At 66.1% G+C, this 17,251-nt stretch carries 13 protein-coding genes; 6 read left to right on the top strand and 7 right to left on the bottom strand.

The genetic code is table 11. The features are described from left to right. The first annotated feature begins 442 nt into the window (after positions 1–442). From folB to ABE464_RS17215, 4 genes are all read left to right on the top strand, one after another. On the top strand, positions 443–811 hold the full coding sequence (gene folB, locus ABE464_RS17230; RefSeq protein ID WP_088434566.1) for a dihydroneopterin aldolase: 369 nt from the start codon (positions 443–445) through the stop codon (positions 809–811). Between the two features lie 26 nt (positions 812–837). Beyond that, positions 838–2,112 carry a mechanosensitive ion channel domain-containing protein gene (locus ABE464_RS17225; RefSeq protein WP_346472934.1) on the top strand — a complete coding sequence of 425 codons (1,275 nt, stop codon included), beginning with the start codon at positions 838–840 and terminating at the stop codon, positions 2,110–2,112. Positions 2,113–2,249: 137 nt separating this feature from the next. Then, complete coding sequence (locus ABE464_RS17220) at positions 2,250–4,424, top strand: glycoside hydrolase family 3 N-terminal domain-containing protein (protein WP_346472933.1); 2,175 nt, start codon at positions 2,250–2,252, stop codon at positions 4,422–4,424. A gap of 115 nt (positions 4,425–4,539) precedes the next feature. Next, positions 4,540–5,199 carry a hypothetical protein gene (locus ABE464_RS17215; RefSeq protein ID WP_346472932.1) on the top strand — a complete coding sequence of 220 codons (660 nt, stop codon included), beginning with the start codon at positions 4,540–4,542 and terminating at the stop codon, positions 5,197–5,199. Between the two features lie 68 nt (positions 5,200–5,267). Here the strand turns inward: ABE464_RS17215 and ABE464_RS17210 are convergent, their stop codons facing one another. The 7 genes from ABE464_RS17210 to ABE464_RS17180 all read right to left on the bottom strand — a co-directional run bounded on the left by ABE464_RS17210 (position 5,268) and on the right by ABE464_RS17180 (position 12,430). Next, positions 5,268–6,422 carry a PQQ-dependent sugar dehydrogenase gene (locus tag ABE464_RS17210; RefSeq protein WP_346472931.1) on the bottom strand — a complete coding sequence of 385 codons (1,155 nt, stop codon included), beginning with the start codon at positions 6,420–6,422 and terminating at the stop codon, positions 5,268–5,270. Positions 6,423–6,569: 147 nt separating this feature from the next. Further along, positions 6,570–6,917, bottom strand: coding sequence for a hypothetical protein (locus tag ABE464_RS17205; protein WP_070471533.1), 348 nt, complete (start codon positions 6,915–6,917; stop codon positions 6,570–6,572). 105 nt (positions 6,918–7,022) lie between these two features. Continuing rightward, positions 7,023–8,324 carry an amino acid permease gene (locus ABE464_RS17200; protein ID WP_346472930.1) on the bottom strand — a complete coding sequence of 434 codons (1,302 nt, stop codon included), beginning with the start codon at positions 8,322–8,324 and terminating at the stop codon, positions 7,023–7,025. Then, positions 8,321–9,079: a L,D-transpeptidase family protein gene (locus tag ABE464_RS17195; protein ID WP_346472929.1), complete on the bottom strand. Its 759-nt coding sequence runs from the start codon at positions 9,077–9,079 to the stop codon at positions 8,321–8,323. Before ABE464_RS17195 ends, ABE464_RS17200 begins: the two co-directional genes overlap by 4 nt. Before the next feature lie 17 nt (positions 9,080–9,096). Further along, a complete protein-coding gene (locus ABE464_RS17190) occupies positions 9,097–9,945 on the bottom strand; it encodes a MurR/RpiR family transcriptional regulator (RefSeq protein ID WP_346472928.1) in 849 nt (282 codons plus the stop codon). Between the two features lie 10 nt (positions 9,946–9,955). Beyond that, complete coding sequence (locus ABE464_RS17185) at positions 9,956–11,065, bottom strand: dipeptide epimerase (RefSeq protein WP_346472927.1); 1,110 nt, start codon at positions 11,063–11,065, stop codon at positions 9,956–9,958. Then, on the bottom strand, positions 11,066–12,430 hold the full coding sequence (locus tag ABE464_RS17180) for an SH3 domain-containing protein (protein ID WP_346472952.1): 1,365 nt from the start codon (positions 12,428–12,430) through the stop codon (positions 11,066–11,068). Between the two features lie 215 nt (positions 12,431–12,645). Between ABE464_RS17180 and ABE464_RS17175 the strand changes: the two genes are divergently transcribed. Together ABE464_RS17175 and ABE464_RS17170 are read left to right on the top strand one after the other, a co-directional pair. After that, on the top strand, positions 12,646–14,130 hold the full coding sequence (locus tag ABE464_RS17175; RefSeq protein ID WP_346472926.1) for a transglutaminase domain-containing protein: 1,485 nt from the start codon (positions 12,646–12,648) through the stop codon (positions 14,128–14,130). 43 nt (positions 14,131–14,173) lie between these two features. After that, positions 14,174–17,200 (top strand): TonB-dependent receptor, encoded by a 3,027-nt coding sequence (locus ABE464_RS17170; protein ID WP_346472925.1) that lies wholly within the window; start codon positions 14,174–14,176, stop codon positions 17,198–17,200. Positions 17,201–17,251: the final 51 nt, after the last annotated feature.

Here is a 17,251-nt window from a genome sequence, read left to right as displayed (position 1 = left end):
CGAAAGGTGCGCAGCCGGTCAGCAGACAGCGCGTGTTTCACGACATCTTCGATCTGCACGATCGCTTACATCCTCGTCCTTGGCGTGCATCAACACTACGGGCCTCGAGGCAGGCCCGGCATCAGGAATCCGGGCATTGTTCTGCGGAAAATTGCACAGCTTTGTGAGCTCTGATTAATCTGATCAATTCGACTGAAAAAATGGCGGGCAACGTCTCATTTGGCGTAACCAATCATTGACTCCACTCGCCCCCGGACGTAGCTTTGCCCCACGCGCCACCGGGACTCGCGGATGGAATTCCCATCTCCGCCCGGGGACAAGAAGTAAGCAGAGGGCCCCGCAAGGGGCCCTTTGTCTTTCTCAGGGGCGCCCATCGCTCCTGTTCCCGGCACATTCCCGACAGCCCCGTTACCATGGTCGCCATCTTCCACGTGGCATGGCTATGGACAAGGTATTCATTGAAGGGCTCGAGATCGATGCCCTGATCGGGATCTACGATTGGGAACGGCGGATCCGCCAGACCCTGCGTTTCGATCTGGAAATGGGCTTCGACAACCGCCGCCCGGCGGCCAGCGACGACATCGCCGATACCCTCAACTACAAAGCCGTCAGCAAGCGTATCGAGCAGTTCGTGCGTGACTCGGACTACGGCCTGGTCGAAACCCTGGCCGAGCGCATCGCCGAGATCGTGCTGCGTGAATTCAACGTGCAATGGCTGCGGCTCAAACTCAGCAAGCCCGGTGCGGTGCGCGGCGCGCGCGCGGTTGGCGTGATCATCGAGCGTAGTGCGCAGGACCTGGCAACCCCCTGATACCCCTGATAGGAGAGCGACACACGATGTTGGATGCGGTAGCGGCAACCCGATGGCTGGACGGCCTGCAGAACACACTCGAACCCTGGCCTTGGGCGTACACCCTGCTGGTGCTGGCTGCGCTGGCCTTCGCGGCCTGGCTGGCCAACTTCGTCACCAAGAAGATCCTGCTGCGCGGCCTGCGCAAGGTGGTCAGCCGCCTGCCCGGCAACAGCGCGGGCAATGAAGGCGGCAACAACCTGCGGGTGATCTCGCGGTTGTCCAACGTGGTGCCGAGCATGGTCATCGCCGCCGGCATCCGGATCGTGCCGGACCTGCCGCCGGAGCTGGTGGAGTTCGTGATCGGGGCGTGCCGGGCGTGGGCGGTGCTGACCGTGGCGCTGGCCGTCTCGCATGCGCTGGACGCCGCCAACGATCTGTACGAGCGCCGCCCGGATGCGCGCAACAAGCCGATCAAGGGCTACCTGCAGGTTGTGAAGATCATCGTCTTCGTGATCGCCGGCCTGTCGATCGTGGCGACCCTGCTGGGCGTGAAGCTCGGCCCGCTGGTCACCGGCCTGGGCGCGGCCACCGCCGTGCTGATGCTGATCTTCCAGGACACCATCCTGTCGCTGGTGGCCAGCGTGCAGATCAGCGGCGACGGCCGGGTGCGGCTGGGCGACTGGATCGAAATGCCCAGCCAGAACGCCGATGGCGATGTGATCGATATCGCGCTGCACACCATCACCGTGCAGAACTTCGACAAGACCATCACCACCATCCCGACCAAGAAACTGGTGACCGAGTCGTTCAAGAACTGGCGCGGCATGCAGGAAGCGGGCGGGCGCCGGATCAAGCGCGCGCTGTACCTGGACCAGCACAGTGTCGGCTTCGTCGATGCGCCGATGCTGGCCGAGCTGGAACAGTTCGCGGTGCTGGGCGATTACCTGCGCGAGAAGCAGGCCGAGCTGCAGCAGTACAACGCCGGGTTGCAGGCCAAGGGCATGGCAGCGGTCAACGCGCGCCGGGTCACCAACCTCGGTACGTTCCGCGCCTACGTGGAGCGCTATCTGAAGCAGCATCCGGGCATCCATACGGAGATGACCCTGCTGGTACGGCAGCTGCAGCCGACCACCGAAGGCCTGCCGCTGGAGATCTACTGCTTTACCCGCAGCACCGCCTGGGGTGAGTACGAAGGCGTGCAGTCGGACGTGTTCGATCACCTGCTGGCGATCCTGCCGGCCTTTGGGCTGCGGGTGTTCCAGGCCTCCAGCGATGCGATGCTGATGGTCGGGCAGCAGCGGCTGGCGGCGGAAGAGTAAGCTCCTCTGCCCCTGTCGGCGTGCCGGCGGGGGCGGAGTTCTTCCCCCGGGGAAGAAAAATGAACACAAAAGTCATTCACAACCGCCTCGGGAACGCTAGAATCCCGGGCTTGTAAACGTTTTCATAAGGACAGCCGGTGGCCGCCGATCGTATCGAAACCCTCATTGCCCAGATGACCGTCGAAGAAAAAGTCGGCCAGCTGGGTGTGTTCGCCGACATGGTCCGCCCGTTCGCGCCGGATGTGAATCCGGAAGCCAATGTGCTCAACGCCGACCAGGTGCTGCAGCAGGTGCGCGAGGGCAAGGTGGGCTCGCTGTTCAACGGCGTCGGCGTGGAAGCCGGCCGTCGCATCCAGCAGGTGGCGATGGAAGAAAGCCGCCTGAAGATCCCGGTGATCCTGGCGGCCGACGTGATCCACGGCATGCGCACCGTGTTCCCGATCCCGCTGGGCGAGGCTGCCAGCTTCGAGCCGGACCTGGCCGAGCGCACCGCCCGTGCCACTGCGGTGGAAGCCACCGCCGCCGGTCTGCACTGGACCTACGCGCCGGCCGTGGATATCGCCCGCGATCAGCGCTGGGGCCGGGGCGCCGAGGGCGCCGGTGAAGACGTGGTGCTGGGCTGTGCGTTCGCCGCCGCCCGCGTGCGTGGCTTCCAGGGCCCGGACCTGCGCGCTGCCGATGCGTTGCTGGCCACCCCGAAGCATTTCGCCGCCTATGGCGCGGTGATGGCCGGCATGGAATACAACATGGTCGACATCTCGCCGCAGACCCTGCGCGACGTCCACCTGCCGCCGTTCAAGGCCGCTTTCGAAGCGGGCGCGCTGACCGTGATGTCCTCGTTCAACGACATCAACGGCGTGCCGGCCAGCGCCAACGCCGAGCTGCTGACCGACATCCTGCGTGGGGAGTGGAACTTCCCGGGCGTGGTGATCTCTGATTACACCGCCGACATGGAACTGGTCGCGCACGGCTATGCCGCCGATGACCGCGACGCCACCGCCAAGGCTTTCACTGCCGGCCTGGACCTGAGCATGCAGAGCGGCTTCTACGCCGAGCATCTGCCGGGTCTGATCGAGAGCGGCGAAGTGCCGATGGCCACGCTGGATGAATCGGTGCGCCGCATCCTGCGCCTGAAGGACGCGATCGGTCTGTTCGACGACCCGTACCGCTCGCTGGATCTGGCGCGTGAAGCGGACACCTCGCACATCGCCGCGCATGACGCGCTCTCGCGCGATGCCGCGCGCCGCTCGATCGTGCTGCTCAAGAACGCCGAGTCGGTGCTGCCGCTGAAGAAGGCCGGCCAGAAGATCGCGCTGATCGGGCCGTTCGTGCAGGACCGCGAGAACATCGAAGGCTGCTGGACGCTGTTCGGCGACAAGTCGCGCTACGTCACGCTGGAAGCCGGCGTACGCGCGGCGATCAACGATGAAGCGCTGCTGGAAATCGTGCCGGGCTGTGATCTGGAAGCGGCCGTGCAGGACGGTATCGAACAGGCCGTGGCCGCCGCGCTGCGTGCCGACGTGGTGGTGCTCGCCCTGGGCGAACCGCAGCGCTACAGCGGTGAAGCGCAGTCGCGCGTTGAGATCACGCTGCCGCCGGCGCAGCAGGCGCTGGCTGAAGCGGTCGCGATGACCGGCAAGCCGCTGGTCGTGCTGCTGCGCAATGGTCGCGCGCTGGCCCTGCAGGGCGCCGTGCGCAATGCGCACGCCGTGGCGATCACCTGGTACCTGGGCACCCAGACCGGGCACGCCGTGGCCGATGTACTGTTCGGCGATTACAACCCGTCCGGCCGTCTGCCGGTCAGTTTCCCGCAGGTGTCCGGCCAGCAGCCGTACTTCTACAACCACCCGCGTACCGGTCGCCCGGAACTGCCGACCATGTCCGAGTTCAAGGCGCGCTGGCGCGAGATCCCGAACGAGCCGGCGTACGCCTTCGGCCACGGCATCGGCTACACCACCTTCGCCTATGGCGTGCCGCAGCTGAGCAGCGCGCAGCTGGGCTGGGACGACACCCTGACCATCACCACCATGCTGACCAACACCGGTGATGTGGCGGGTGAGGAAGTGGTGCAGCTGTACATCCACGACCGTGTGGCCAGCCGTGTGCGGCCGGTGCGCGAGCTGAAGGGCTTCGACAAGATCGCCCTGCAGCCGGGCGAAAGCACCGAGGTGCAGTTCACCCTGGACCGCCACGCGCTGGGCTTCACCGGCCGTGACGGCGTGTTCCGCGCCGAGCCGGGCCAGTTCGAGCTGTGGGTGTGTGCGTCGTCGGTCAGTGGCGAGCCGGTGATCTTCGAGCTGCTGGCTGCCTGAGCCGGCATCGCGTCACCCGGTAGTGCTGGCCGCGGGTCGGCACTACCGTATCCATCATCGGCGGCTGACGTTTCGGCAGTTACGCTGGCTCCTCATCAAACCGATGGAGCCACCCATGCGCCTGACCCGTACCCCGTTGCTGTTGGCCCTGGCCAGCCCGTTGTGGCTGGCCGCCTGCAGCCCGTCGACGCCGCCGCCGGCCGATACCGCCGCCGCGGACCCCGCACAGGGCCCTGCCACGGCGATTCCCGAAGGCCGCCCGACGCCAGGTGATACCGTGCCGTCATCCGGCCTGTCGCCGGATGCGGTCACCGCCGGCAGCCCCGCGCCGGATGCCGCTGCGCCTGCCGCTGGCGGTGCCACGCCACCTGCTGCGGATGCCGCCGCGACACCGGGCACACCGGCCGCACCCGCCGCCAGCGACGTCCGCGAGCGCATCGATCAGGTCCTTGGCGATGCTGCCCAGTACGAAGCCGTCTTCAACGCCTTCCAGAAAGCCGTCAGTGGCGGCGATCGAGCCGCGGTGGTCGAGGAAGTCCGCTTCCCGTTGAACATCGCCAATGGCGCCAAGATCACCGGACCCGGCGAGTTCCAGCGCAACTACGAGCGCATCCTGACCCCGGCCGTGCGCAAGGCCATTGCCACACAGAAATTCGACGACGTCATGGTCAACCAGCAGGGCGTGATGATCGGCGATGGCCAGGTCTGGCTCAGCGGTACCTGCCTGGATCAGGCGTGCAGCCGCACCGAGGTCAAGGTGGTGACCATCCAGTAAGCACGTGCAGCGCTTGAACGCGCGTGAGGTGTGCAGGCTGCCGGCGATGCGCCGGCAGCCTGTCTGGCTCAGGCCTTCGGCGTGAGCTTGAGCAGCTTGCCGTTGCTGCCGTCTTCCAGCAGCCAGATCGCGCCATCCGGACCCTGTTCGATCTCGCGGATGCGCTCGCCCATGTCGAAGCGCTCGGCCTCGCGGGCGTTGTCGCCATCGAAGGCCACCCGCACCAGCGCCTTGGAGGACAGGCCGCCGATGAAGCCGCTGCCCTTCCACGCCGGGAACTGCGTACCGTTGTAGATGATGAAACCGGCCGGGGAGATCACCGGGGTCCAGGTGACCTTGGGCGCAGCAAATTCCGGGCGGGTATCGTGGTCGGGGATGTCGCGCCCATCGTAGTGGCTGCCGTTGGAGACGATCGGGTAGCCGTAGTTGGCGCCGCGCTCGATCAGGTTCAGCTCGTCACCGCCCGCCGGGCCCATTTCATGCACCCACAGCTTGCCGCGGGCGTCGAAGGCGATGCCCAGCGCATTGCGATGGCCGAGCGACCACACCTGAGCGGCCACGCCCCCCTGCGAAGCGAAAGGATTGTCGGCCGGCACGCTGCCGTCGTCGTTGAGGCGGATCAGCTTGCCGAGGTTGCCGCTCATATCCTGGGCCGGATCGAACTTCTGGCGCTCGCTGGAGGTGATCCACAGCTTGCCGTCCGGGCCGAAGGCGAGACGATGGCCGTAGTGTCCCTTGCCGCTGACTTTCGGGGTCTGGCGCCAGATCACCTTGAGGTCTTCCAGCGTGCCGCTGCCATCGGCCGCCAGCGCCAGGCGCGCACGCGCAACAGCCGCACCACGGGTATCGTTTTCGCCTTCCTCGGCGTAGCTGAGATAGATCAGCTGGTTTTTCGCGAAGTCAGGATGCGGCAGCACATCGCCGAAGCCACCCTGGCCGCCGTAGGCCACTTCGGGAACACCGGTGATGGTGGCGGTCTTGCGGGTCTGCACGTTGAAGTGCTTCAGCGCGCCTTTCTTCTCGCTCACCAGCAGACTGCCATCGGGCAGGAAGCTCATCGCCCAAGGTTCGTCGAAGCGGGCGAACTCCGTGGCGGCGAATGGCCACTGGGCCTTCTTGAGGACCGGCGCGGTCGGGCTGGCCGTATCGGCAGCGACGCAGGCGGTGGTGAACAGGGCGGGGGTGAGGCTGATAGCGAGGGTGAGCAACAGCTTGCGGGTCATGGAAGTCTCCGTCGGGGAGGCGATGGCCAGCCCCTGTTGTACACCATGGCCATCAACGTGGCGTGGACCAAAGGTACTGCGGACATGACAACGGCGACCCGAAGGCCGCCGCTGCCGTGTTCGCTGTCGCGGTGTGGTCAGGCGCGATCAGGTGCCGCGCGGCACGCCCTTGTCCAGGTGCGCCTGGCGCAGCGCGGTGGATTCATCCCAGCCGCGGCGGACCGCATTGCGGGCCTGCTCCCAGCTCAGCTTGCTCTGGCCATGTTCCTGCGCCCAGCGGGTCTGCAACTCGGCTTCCACTTCTTCGTAGGCACGGATCATGTCGTCGGCGCGGGTGCGATGACCGAGCTGATAGGCCGGCTCGTAGTCATCGAAGAACTGGTTGTTGTCGTAGTACGGTTCGCTTGGAAAGCGCTCACGCCAGTAATCCGATACCGCCTGGCGAGGGACACCGTCTTCCGGCACCCGGCCGGGAATCTGATAGTCAGTGCTCATGTGTTGGCTCCGGTTGGGTGAGGCTTCACCGTACCCAAAGCCGGGTTAACGTCATGGACCCGCGAGGTGAATGACAGATCAAGCGCCATTCATCTGCGCGTCTGCTCAGCCCTGATGATCGCGGCGCGGGAAGTTGTAGATGACCGCACCGACGGCAAATGCGATGCCGGCTGCGGCGATGTTCTGCCAGCTCGCACTCGCGAACAACGCCAGGCACAGCAGCAGCGCGAGGATCGGAATCAACGGGCCACCCGGCAGCTTCAGTGCTCCCGGGCGGTCGCGGAAACGACGCGCCAGCACCAGCACCGCCGCCGCCGTCCCGATATAGGCGAACAGCCGCGTAGTCATCGACAGCAGCGCCAACTGCACGAACGACCCGGACAAGGCCAGCGCCAGCGCGATCAGACCCTGCGCGATGATCGCCGCGGCCGGCGTGCGGAAGCGCGGATGCACCTGTGCCAGGATCTTCGGCCCGTAGCCATCGCGCGCCAGGGCGAACAGGAAGCGCGGCCCCATCATCATCGTGTTGCTGTTGGTACCGAGGATGGAGATCGTCGCGCCGACGGTCAGGATCAATGCCAGCGTGAGCCCACCGAAGCTGGCGGCGGCATCGGCCAGGGGCGTCGGCGAGCTGGCCAACCCGGCCAGCGTGCCTTGGGCGATGAACTGCACCGCGCCGTAGATCACGGTGACGGTGATGATCATCGTGATCAGCGCGAACGGAATATCGCGGCGCGGGTTCTTGTACTCACCGGCAGCGGCCGGAATGTTCTCGAAGCCGGCGTAGGCGTACAGCAGCAGCAGCGCGGCTTCGCCCATGCGCTGCAGATCGTGCGGGTCCGGGCGAACGCCGGACAAGGCCAGGTCGGTATCGACGTAGAACACGCCGATCGCCACGAACAGCAGCAGCGGCAGCAGCTTGCCGATCACCAGGATCACACCGGTGCGTGCGGCCGAGCGGACGCCGGCCACGTTGACCGCAGTGAGGAAGCCCAGCGAGACCACGATGATGGCGACGCGGCCGACGTCATGCCCGGCCCACGGCCAGAAGCGTGCCACCGCATCGGCCAGTGCATTGCTGAGCGCCGCTGCCGAGCTGATCCGGGTCAGCCAGATCATCCAGCCGATCTCGAACCCGGCAAACCGGCCGAACGCCTCACGCGCATACAGATAGCTGCCGCCGGGCTCGTCGAAGTAACTGGCCGCCTGCGCATAGCAGAGCACCAGCAGCGCGACGACGATGCCGGCGGCGACCACGCCCCACAGGCTGAAGGGGCCGAGCAGGGCCACGGTGGCGGCCGGCAGCAGGTAGATGCCACTGCCGATCACATCGTTGATGGAGAGGCCGACGATCTGCCAACGGCTGACCGCGCGTTCCAGCTGCGGATCGGGAGGCGCGGTGCTCAATGCGCGCTCCCGGTCAGCACGGGCAGCTGCCAGTCGGCCTGAAGGCGCTGGTATTCCGCACGCGGCAACAGCACGAAGCGAGGCCGGGCGCTGGCGTTCAACCAGGCCAGCAGTGTCGTCATCCGCGCGGGCTCCATCGCGGTGCAGCCAGCAGTCGCCTCACCGGGCGCGCGCCACAGGTGGGCGAAGATGCAGCTGCCACGGCCGGGCGTGGCCTTGGGGTTGTGCTCGATGACGAAGCCTTCGCGATAGCGCACGTCGCCCTTGTTGTGCAGGTCCAGCCGCATCGGCTCGGTCGAGCCTTCCACCGCCTCGGCGCCCACCACCTCCGCATCAATGATGCGGTTGTAATACGGCGAATCCGGCACGTCCATGCAGTAGCTGGTGTCGCGCATCGGCTGGTAGGGCAGGCCGCTGGTGACGCCGGGCGCATACCCGAACGCCGGGCCGATCGCGAAGATGCCGGCTGGGCTGCGGCCGTCGCCTTCCTGCTTCTGCGGGGCTGCGGACTGGGCCGGGTGCAATCCTTCGCCCCAGGCGCTGCCGCTGCGGCCCACGGCCACATCGAAGGCGGCGCCATGTGGCTGCCAGCCCGTGTCGGTGCGCTCGAAGGCCTGCAGCGTGCCCTGGGTGGCATCCCAGCCATCAGTGGTGACCACGACCAGCTGCGTGCTGCCGTCCAGTGTGGTGGCGAAGACGGGCGCGCTGACGACCAGCAACACGGCGGCGGTGACGGAACGGAGCAGCGGCATCATCGTGGTGGACTCCGGGATCAGCTGTCGATCAGGTGTTCGATCCGTTCCAGGTTCACCCCGAGCTGGCGGTGGCGGTCCGGGTTGGCGTGGCAGAGCAGGACGAAGACGAAATCCAGCAGGGACTGCAGAGACGAACGGTACAGCAGTTGCGCCACGTGCGGTGCCGGGTCATGCGCGCACAGCACCAGGCTGGCATCGGCATGCGCGCGCAGCGGGTTGGCACTGTGGCGGGTGATCGAGACCACCTTGCCGCCCATGTCCTGGAACTGGCGCGAAAGCTGGAACAGCTGCGGCAGCTTGCCGAATTCGGAAAACACCAGCATCGCATCGCCGGGCCGCGCGGCCGAGAGGTTGGCCATCATCAGGATCGGGTCGGCGTGGTGCACGGTAAGCATGCCCAGCAGCGACAGCCGCATGGCGAACTCGCGCGCGTACAGGCCGTCATCGCCCAGACCGTAGACGAACACCTTGGGCGCCCCGTCGATCAGCTGCACGATGGCTTCGATGTCGGCCTGGGGGTTGGCGAGCCAGGTTTCTTCTTCCGCCGCGGCCTTGCTCACGCGCAGCCGCTCGGCGATCAGCGTGTATTCGTTGGCGGCGTCGGGTGCGGGCGGGCGGCTGTGCGGGTCGTTGCCGGCGCGGGCGACGGCCTCACCGATGGAGTACTTGAGGTCCGGGTAGCCCTTGAAACCCAGCTTCTGGCTGAACTTGACCACGCTGGACTGGCTGATCCCCAACGCGCTGGCCAGCTGCTGGGACGAGTAATCGCGCAGGAGGTGGGCGTTGTCGAGGATGAAGTCGGCGATGCGACGTTCGATCGCCGACATGTGGTCACGCTCGGAGCGGATTTTCACCAGAGGCGGCATGGGCACGGTGTCAGGACCACCGCCGCGGCGTGATCATTTCCAGCCCCCGCACCTCGGTGATGCCCAGCCCAGGCGCATCGCTGATAGTGATCTCCGATTCGTTGAAATTGACCCCACCGGTCACCGGATTGAATTGACCCAGCGACGGCCCATCCAGATCCACCTTGGTGATGATGTCGCTCTTGGCAACGGCCAGATGCACGGCGGCCGCCACCGAGATACTCGATTCGATCATGCAGCCGATCATGCACGGCACGCCGTAGATCGCGGCGATGTCGGCGATGCGGATCGCGTTGGACAACCCGCCGGTCTTCATCAACTTGATGTTGATGATGTCGGCAGCGCGCTGCTGGATCAGGTCGAACACCTGGCCGGGGTTGAACACGCTTTCGTCGGCCATGACCGGCGTGTTGACGCGGTCGGTGACGTACTTCAGGCCACTGATGTCGGCGGCCTTGACCGGCTGCTCCAGCAGTTCCAGCACCACCCCGGCTTCTTCCAGCGCACGCATCGCATGCACGGCCTGCTTGGCGGTCCAGCCCTGATTGGCGTCCAGCCGCAGCAGGGCACGACCCTGCACCGCGGCATGGATCGCCTTGACCCGCTCGATGTCCAGGCCGATGTCCTTGCCGACCTTGATCTTCAGCGACTCGAAGCCGCGTTCGATGGCCGAGAGTGAATCGGCCACCATCTTGTCGATGTAATCCACGCTGATGGTGATGTCGGTGGTGATCACTGGGTCGCCACCGCCGAGCATGCGGTACAGCGGCGCGTTGTGCAGCTGCGCCCACAGATCGTAGACCGCGATCTCCACCGCCGCCTTGGCGCTGGTATTTCGCTCCATCGAGGTCTGGATCAGGCCGCAGAGCCTGTTGAGGTTGGCCACGTCCTCGCCGATCAGGCGCGGTTTGATGAAGCTGTCGATGGCCTCGATGATCGAGCCGTGCGTATCGCCGGTGATCACCGCCGTCGCCGGCGCCTCACCGTAACCGGTGTGGCCGCTGTCGGTACGGATCAGCACCACCACGTCTTCGACGGTGTCCACGGTGCGCAGCGCGGTCTTGAACGGGGTCTTCAGCGGCACGCGCAGCATGCCGAGTTCGATGTCGGTGATCTTCATTCAGGGGTTCTGTGGCCGAAGGCGCTGGATGTTGGTGATGCGGTCGATGTAGCTCACGGTATCGCTGGCCATCATCGGCTCCAGCGGGGTGACCGACACGCCGTTGAGATGCGCCTGTACGCGCTTGCCGTCCGCACCGATCCAGCCGCCGCCGGCGGTGTCGTGGATCAGCCAGGTGCGGCCGTCGATGTGGCCGATCGCCATCATCACGTGGCCCGGGATGTAGACCAGATCACCCACCTGCAACTGTTTGACGGCAGCGTCGCGGGTGGCCTTGCCATCCTTCGCGGTGAAAGCGATACGGTCCAGCGCCGGGCTGACCGCCTGCGCGCTGGTATTGCGCGGCATCAGCACGCCGACGCTGCGGTAGATTTCCGAGACGAAGCCGCTGCAGTCGCGCGTGTCGTAGTCGTGGCCCCAGCCGTAGCGCTCGCCGAGAAACTTGAAGGCCTGGGTCAGCAGCGTGCGCGGGGTCAGTGGCAGGTAATCATCGGCAGTATCCTGCGAACGCGGCAGCAGCGCCGGGATCAGCGTCAGGCGGCCATCTGCCTCGCGCACCGGCAGCTGCACCACATGCGCGGCATGTGCCTGCTGTCCGTTGACGGTCTTCTCCACCGGCCAGTCGGCGATCAGCGGCAGGCGCACGCCCATGTCCAGGTGCAGCCGGGACACGCGCGGTTCTTCGGGTGTGTAGGCGGTGAATGCAGTGGCACCGGTGACCACGCGGTATGGACCGTGCTGGCCGTAGCCGAGCACGGTGTCCGCATCGCCGATGCCCACGAAGCGCTTTTCGATCCACGCCGAATAACGTTCGCTGGTGATGAACAGCCAGCGCCCGTCGGCGCTTTCATGCAGCACCGCCACCGCGTCGCCGGGGAACAGCGCCGACTCCTGGAAGCGGTCGATGTCGGTGTCGCCCTGGCTGCTGAACACCCTCAGTGATGTCGGGAACGCGCGCAGCGCGGCGCGATGGGTGACCAGGCCGTACTGCAGCGGCCGCTGTGCCGGTATCGCCGCGAGCGCCAGGTTGGCGACGGTCTCGCTGCGCTGCCGGTCGCTGATGGCTTGGCCATCCTGGCCGTATAGCAAGCGCTCCGGCCACGTGGACAGCGACTGGATGCTGCCCAGCACCTGCTCGCGGGGCAGCTGCGCCGGCAATGCGCGCAGATCGTGGATGGCGGCATCCTTGGCACGCATACGGGCGTTCTGCGCGGCGATAGCCGCGCGATCGAGGATCACCCGGTCCGGATCGGGCAGGCGATCGGCCCAGAAGCCGGGATCGAGATAGGCCTCGCGCAGGGCGATGACCCCGCCGAAATCGGCGGCGGGCGCAGCACGCGGCGCCTCGGCCCACACTGGCGCCAGCGTGGTCGCAAGGACCGCCGCCAGAAGCGTGCGCGACAGCCAGCGGGACCGCACGGGGCGGTGGGGGGAAGCCTGGATCATCACGCGGTCACCCTCCTCGGAAGCATCAGGAATATTTATTCCTTTTTTCGGCGAAAGCAAGAATAAATTATTGACCGGCTATCAGGCCCGTGTTACACAGCGATTACCCCACCCGCACCTTGGGAAGTGTCGCCGTGGATCCTGTGTTGCGCAAACCGCGATTGCCTCTGCCTGCTGTCTGGTGCCTGTGCGCTGGCCTGCTGGCAACGCCGTGGGGGCTGGCCGCCGCGCCAGCCGCGCTGCCGACGGTGATTTCCGGGATCGACCGCGGTGCGTTCGCGCAGGCCGAGGCCGACATCGCCGCGGCGCTGCAGGATCCGGCCCTGTCGGCAGCGGACCGTCAGGCTTATGCCTTCGAGCGCGAACGCATGCGTCGCATGCGCCTGGACTTCACCCTGGATGCGACGGCCGCCAAAGCGCAGCTGCGCAAACAGATTCCCGATCTTCGCGATGAGGAGTTTGCACGCTGGGAGGCGGCCGGCCTGATCGAACACCTGGATATCGATGGCCAGCGCCGCTACTTCAAGCGCGCGCCATCCAACCTGTTCCGCATCAGTGCCGAGGCGCGTGCCCGGCGCGCGCCCGATGCGCCGGTGCCGAAGGACGGCCCCTACGAGCACCTGCACCCGCACCACGAGGAGATCGTCGCCGCCGCTCGTGCCACAGGCGCGACCAGCCTGGTGCCGCGTCGCATCGAGGTGACCCAGTCGCTGGTGGTCAAGCCCGATGCGGTGCCTGCCGGAGAAACCATCCGCGCGTGGATTCCGTACCCGCGCGCCATTGCCGGCCAGCAGCAGGACATCACCTGGATCGCGAGTACACCTGCCGGCGCGCAAGTGGCGCCTGAAGCCACCCTGCAGCGCACCGCCTACCTGGAGCGCAAGGCGGTGGCGGGCACGCCCACCGAGTTCCAGATCCGCTATGCGGTCACCGTGTATGCCCGGCACATCGTGATCGATCCGGCCAAGGTGCAGCCCACGCCGAACGATCCTGCGCTGACCCCGTACCTCGCCGAGCAGGCGCCGCACATCATGTTTACCCCGGCGCTGCGTGCGTTCTCGCAGCAGGTGGTAGGCACGGAAACTGATCCGTACCGCATCGTGCAGAAGCTGTTTGATGCCGTGGACCGCATTCCATGGGCCGGCGCGCGCGAGTACGCGACGATCTCCAACATCAGCGATTACGCCCTGCACGCCGGCCACGCGGACTGCGGGCAGCAGACGCTGCTGTTGATCGCCCTGCTGCGCTTGAACGGCATCCCCGCGCGCTGGCAGTCGGGCATGGTGTATTCGGACGATGCGGTCGGCTACAACAATCTGCACGATTGGGGCGCGGTGTATCTGGCGCCGTACGGCTGGGTGCCGATGGATGTCACCACCGGGCGGCTGGACAGCCCGCAGCCGGCACTGCGTGATTTCTACCTGGGCGGGCTGGATGCGTACCGCATCGCCTTCAACGACGACTACGCGCAGTCGCTTGTCCCAGCCAAGCAGCATTTCCGCTCCGACACGGTGGACTCCCAGCGCGGTGAGGCCGAGTGGTCCGGCGGCAACCTGTACTTCGATCAATGGAATTACGACGTCCAGTCGCACGTGGTGCCACTGGAGGCAACGCGGTAAACGGCGGTATCCACGATTCCACATCTGCAGGAGAGAGCAGGGAATGAATGCACATCGATTGAAGCGCGCGGCGTTGTATGCCGCACTCGGGGTATGTCTGGGCACGTTGGTGCCGATGGGCGTCTCGGCACAGACTGTCAGCGGTGCGGTGGCCGGGCGTGCGACCGCGGGTGACCAGGTCACTGTGGTCAGCACGGCTACCGGCCTCACCCGGACGGTGACGGCCAGCGCCGATGGCAGCTATCGTCTTGGCCAACTGCCGGTGGGCGACTACCAGCTGCAGGTCAGCCGCGATGGCCAGGCGCTGGGCGAGCCGTTCGCGGTCAGCGTGGCGGTCGGCGGTACCACCACCGTCAACCTGGCCAGCAGCGGCGGCGTGGTCAACCTCGATGCACTGCAGGTGGTCGGCACCCGTGTGGTCAATCGCGTGGATGTGTACTCCACCGAGACCTCGTTCAACGTCAACCGCCAGGAGCTGTCGCGCCTGCCGGTGGCGCAGGACCTCTCGGCGGTGGCGCTGCTCGCACCGGGCGTGGTTGGCGGCAACTCCTCCTTCGGTGGCCTGTCCTTTGCCGGTTCTTCCGTGGCCGAGAACGCGGTCTTCATCAACGGCCTGAACGTCACCGACATGTACACCCGCCGCGGCTTCTCCAGCGCGCCGTTCGGGTTCTTCAACGAATTCCAGGTCAAGACCGGTGGCTACTCCGTCGAGTTCGGCCGCTCCACGGGCGGGGTGATCAATGCGGTGACACGCTCGGGCACCAACGAGTTCCAAGGGGGCGTGGAAGTCACTGCCGAACCAAGCGCACTGCGCTCCAGCCCGCGTGACCATTTCCACCGTGACGGCACGCCGCACTCCTATGCCAGCCGCGACAACAACTCGTTCCTGAAGACCAACGTGTGGGGGTCCGGCCCGATCATCAAGGACAAGCTGTTCCTGTTCGCGATGTATGAGGACCGCAACGACACCGGCCACAACACCTCCTCCGATGCGCTGAGCTGGTTCAAGAACAAGAGCGACAACGGCTTCTGGGGCGCCAAGCTGGACTGGAACATCAACGACAACCACAGCCTCGCACTGCTGGCCTTCTCCGACGAAGGCGAGATCACCAATGGCGCGTACAACTACGACTGGGATGACGACCAGATCGGCGCGTGGGGCGGTGATTCGGTCACCGAAACCGGTGGCAAGAACTGGTCGGCGACGTACACCGGTCACTTCGGCGAAAACTTCACCGCGCGCGCCATGGTGGGCGAGAACAACCAGCGGGCCTTCACCAACTCCTCGCTCGATGAGGCGTGCAGCCCGGTGTTCACCGATGCCAGCTATGCCTCCCGCCTGGGCAAGCTCAACGGCCTGCGCGCAGGCTGCCACCCTACCGGTGCCGCGGTTGCCGAGCGCGATGACACGCGCGAGGTGGCCCGCCTGGACTTCGAATGGCAGCTGGGCACGCATCTGCTGCGCTTCGGCGTGGACCGTGAGTTGATGACCACCGAGCAGTCCACCCGCTACCCGGGCCCGACCCAGCTCAGCTATACCGCCTACGTGGCCCGCCCGGGTGATGAGGTATGGGACGGCGCCAATGCCTATGTTCCCGCGGGCGTGACCGAGATGCTGCGCGCGCGCAACCGCGTCTCCGGTGGCACCTTCGAGACCGAGGCCAACGCCTTCTACCTGGAAGACATCTGGAACATCACCCCGAACCTGATGTTGAACCTCGGCGTGCGCTGGGACCGCTTCGAGAACCGCACCGCCGATGGCGACGCCTTCATCAAGATGGATGACCTGATCGCACCGCGCTTCGGCTTCTCGTGGGACATGAAGGGCGACGGCAGCACCAAGCTGTTCGGCAACGCCGGCCGCTATTACCTGCCGGTGACGAACAACATCAACGTCAACTTCGCCGGCGGCCTCACCGACGAATATTCCTACTACGTGCTCAACGGCTGGCAACAGCAGGCCAACCCGGTCACCGGTGCGCCATACATGGCGCCGGTCATCGGCCAGCAGATCGGCCCGGTCGATACCCGCATGAACACCGGCGCGGCCGACCTTCGCCAGAGCGTGGACAAGGACCTGAAGGCGGTCTACCAGGACGAGTACATCCTCGGCTTCCAGACCATGATCAACCAGGCCTGGTCGTGGGGCGTCAACGCGACCTACCGCAAGATGGACCGCGCGCTGGACGACATGCGCATCAACCACACCCCGTGCGGGCCGACCGGCACCACCCTGTGGCCGATCGCCAACCCCGGCGAGAGCCTGACGATCTGGGGCGACTCCAGCATCGGCTGCGCCACCGAGGGCTGGATCACCATCGACACCTCGAAGGATGGTTACCGCAAGGGCGGCAGCCTGGAGGTGGTCGGCTACTCCAAGCCCAAGCGCACCTACAAGGCACTGGAGTTCCAGATCGATCGTGCATGGGATGAGAAGTGGCTGTTCAACGCGTCCTACCTGTGGTCGCGCAGCGATGGCAACTTCGAAGGTCCGGTCAACTCGGACACCAACTACGGCGACACCGGCATGGTCCAGCACTGGGATCATCCGTCCAACAACCAGCGCTATGGCCCGTTGTTCAATGATTTCCGCCATCAGTTCAAGTTCCGCGCCGCGTATGCGTTGAACGAGCAGTGGTCGTTCGGCACCACGCTGCAGGTGTTGTCCGGTGGCCCGATCACCGCCTTCGGCGTGATGTGGCCCAACGACACCGTGGCCGGTGGCAGCACCTCCAGCGAAGGCAGCGGCGGTGGCACCGGCTGGCTGTGCGTGGCCAACTGCTCGGGTCCGTACAACCTGCGCCAGTTCGAGTACAGCCCGCGCGGTGCCTTCGGTCGCCTGCCGTGGACCTGGACCATGGGCGCCAATGTCACCTGGCGTCTGCCGGTGGAGGGCATCGACCTGAGCGCGCGCCTGTCGGTCTACAACCTGTTCAACAACCAGACCGTCATCAACGTGCACCAGCGCTATGAAGCCCAGCCGGGCCAGGTGCGTGAGAATACCTTCAACACCGGCACCCGCTGGCAGGCCCCGCGGTACACGCAGCTGATGGTGACCTGGAACTTCTGATCCGGCCCGCACGTGGCAGGTGCCGACAGTGCGTCGGCACCTGCCTTCACC

Origin of the sequence: Stenotrophomonas sp. TWI587 (genome assembly GCF_039674145.1) — a bacterium.
Taxonomy (GTDB): Bacteria; Pseudomonadota; Gammaproteobacteria; order Xanthomonadales; family Xanthomonadaceae; genus Stenotrophomonas; species Stenotrophomonas maltophilia_AY.
This window is presented reverse-complemented; position numbering and strand designations above follow the sequence as displayed.

Excerpts from the sequence above, each read along its gene's own strand:
- folB (WP_088434566.1), top strand. The coding sequence starts at position 443 with ATGGACAAGGTATTCATTGAAGGGCTCGAGATCGATGCCCTGATCGGG.
- ABE464_RS17225 (WP_346472934.1), top strand. The coding sequence starts at position 838 with ATGTTGGATGCGGTAGCGGCAACCCGATGGCTGGACGGCCTGCAGAAC.
- ABE464_RS17215 (WP_346472932.1), top strand. The coding sequence starts at position 4,540 with ATGCGCCTGACCCGTACCCCGTTGCTGTTGGCCCTGGCCAGCCCGTTG.
- ABE464_RS17210 (WP_346472931.1), bottom strand. The coding sequence starts at position 6,422 with ATGACCCGCAAGCTGTTGCTCACCCTCGCTATCAGCCTCACCCCCGCC.
- ABE464_RS17205 (WP_070471533.1), bottom strand. The coding sequence starts at position 6,917 with ATGAGCACTGACTATCAGATTCCCGGCCGGGTGCCGGAAGACGGTGTC.
- ABE464_RS17195 (WP_346472929.1), bottom strand. The coding sequence starts at position 9,079 with ATGATGCCGCTGCTCCGTTCCGTCACCGCCGCCGTGTTGCTGGTCGTC.
- ABE464_RS17190 (WP_346472928.1), bottom strand. The coding sequence starts at position 9,945 with ATGCCGCCTCTGGTGAAAATCCGCTCCGAGCGTGACCACATGTCGGCG.
- ABE464_RS17185 (WP_346472927.1), bottom strand. The coding sequence starts at position 11,065 with ATGAAGATCACCGACATCGAACTCGGCATGCTGCGCGTGCCGCTGAAG.
- ABE464_RS17170 (WP_346472925.1), top strand. The coding sequence starts at position 14,174 with ATGAATGCACATCGATTGAAGCGCGCGGCGTTGTATGCCGCACTCGGG.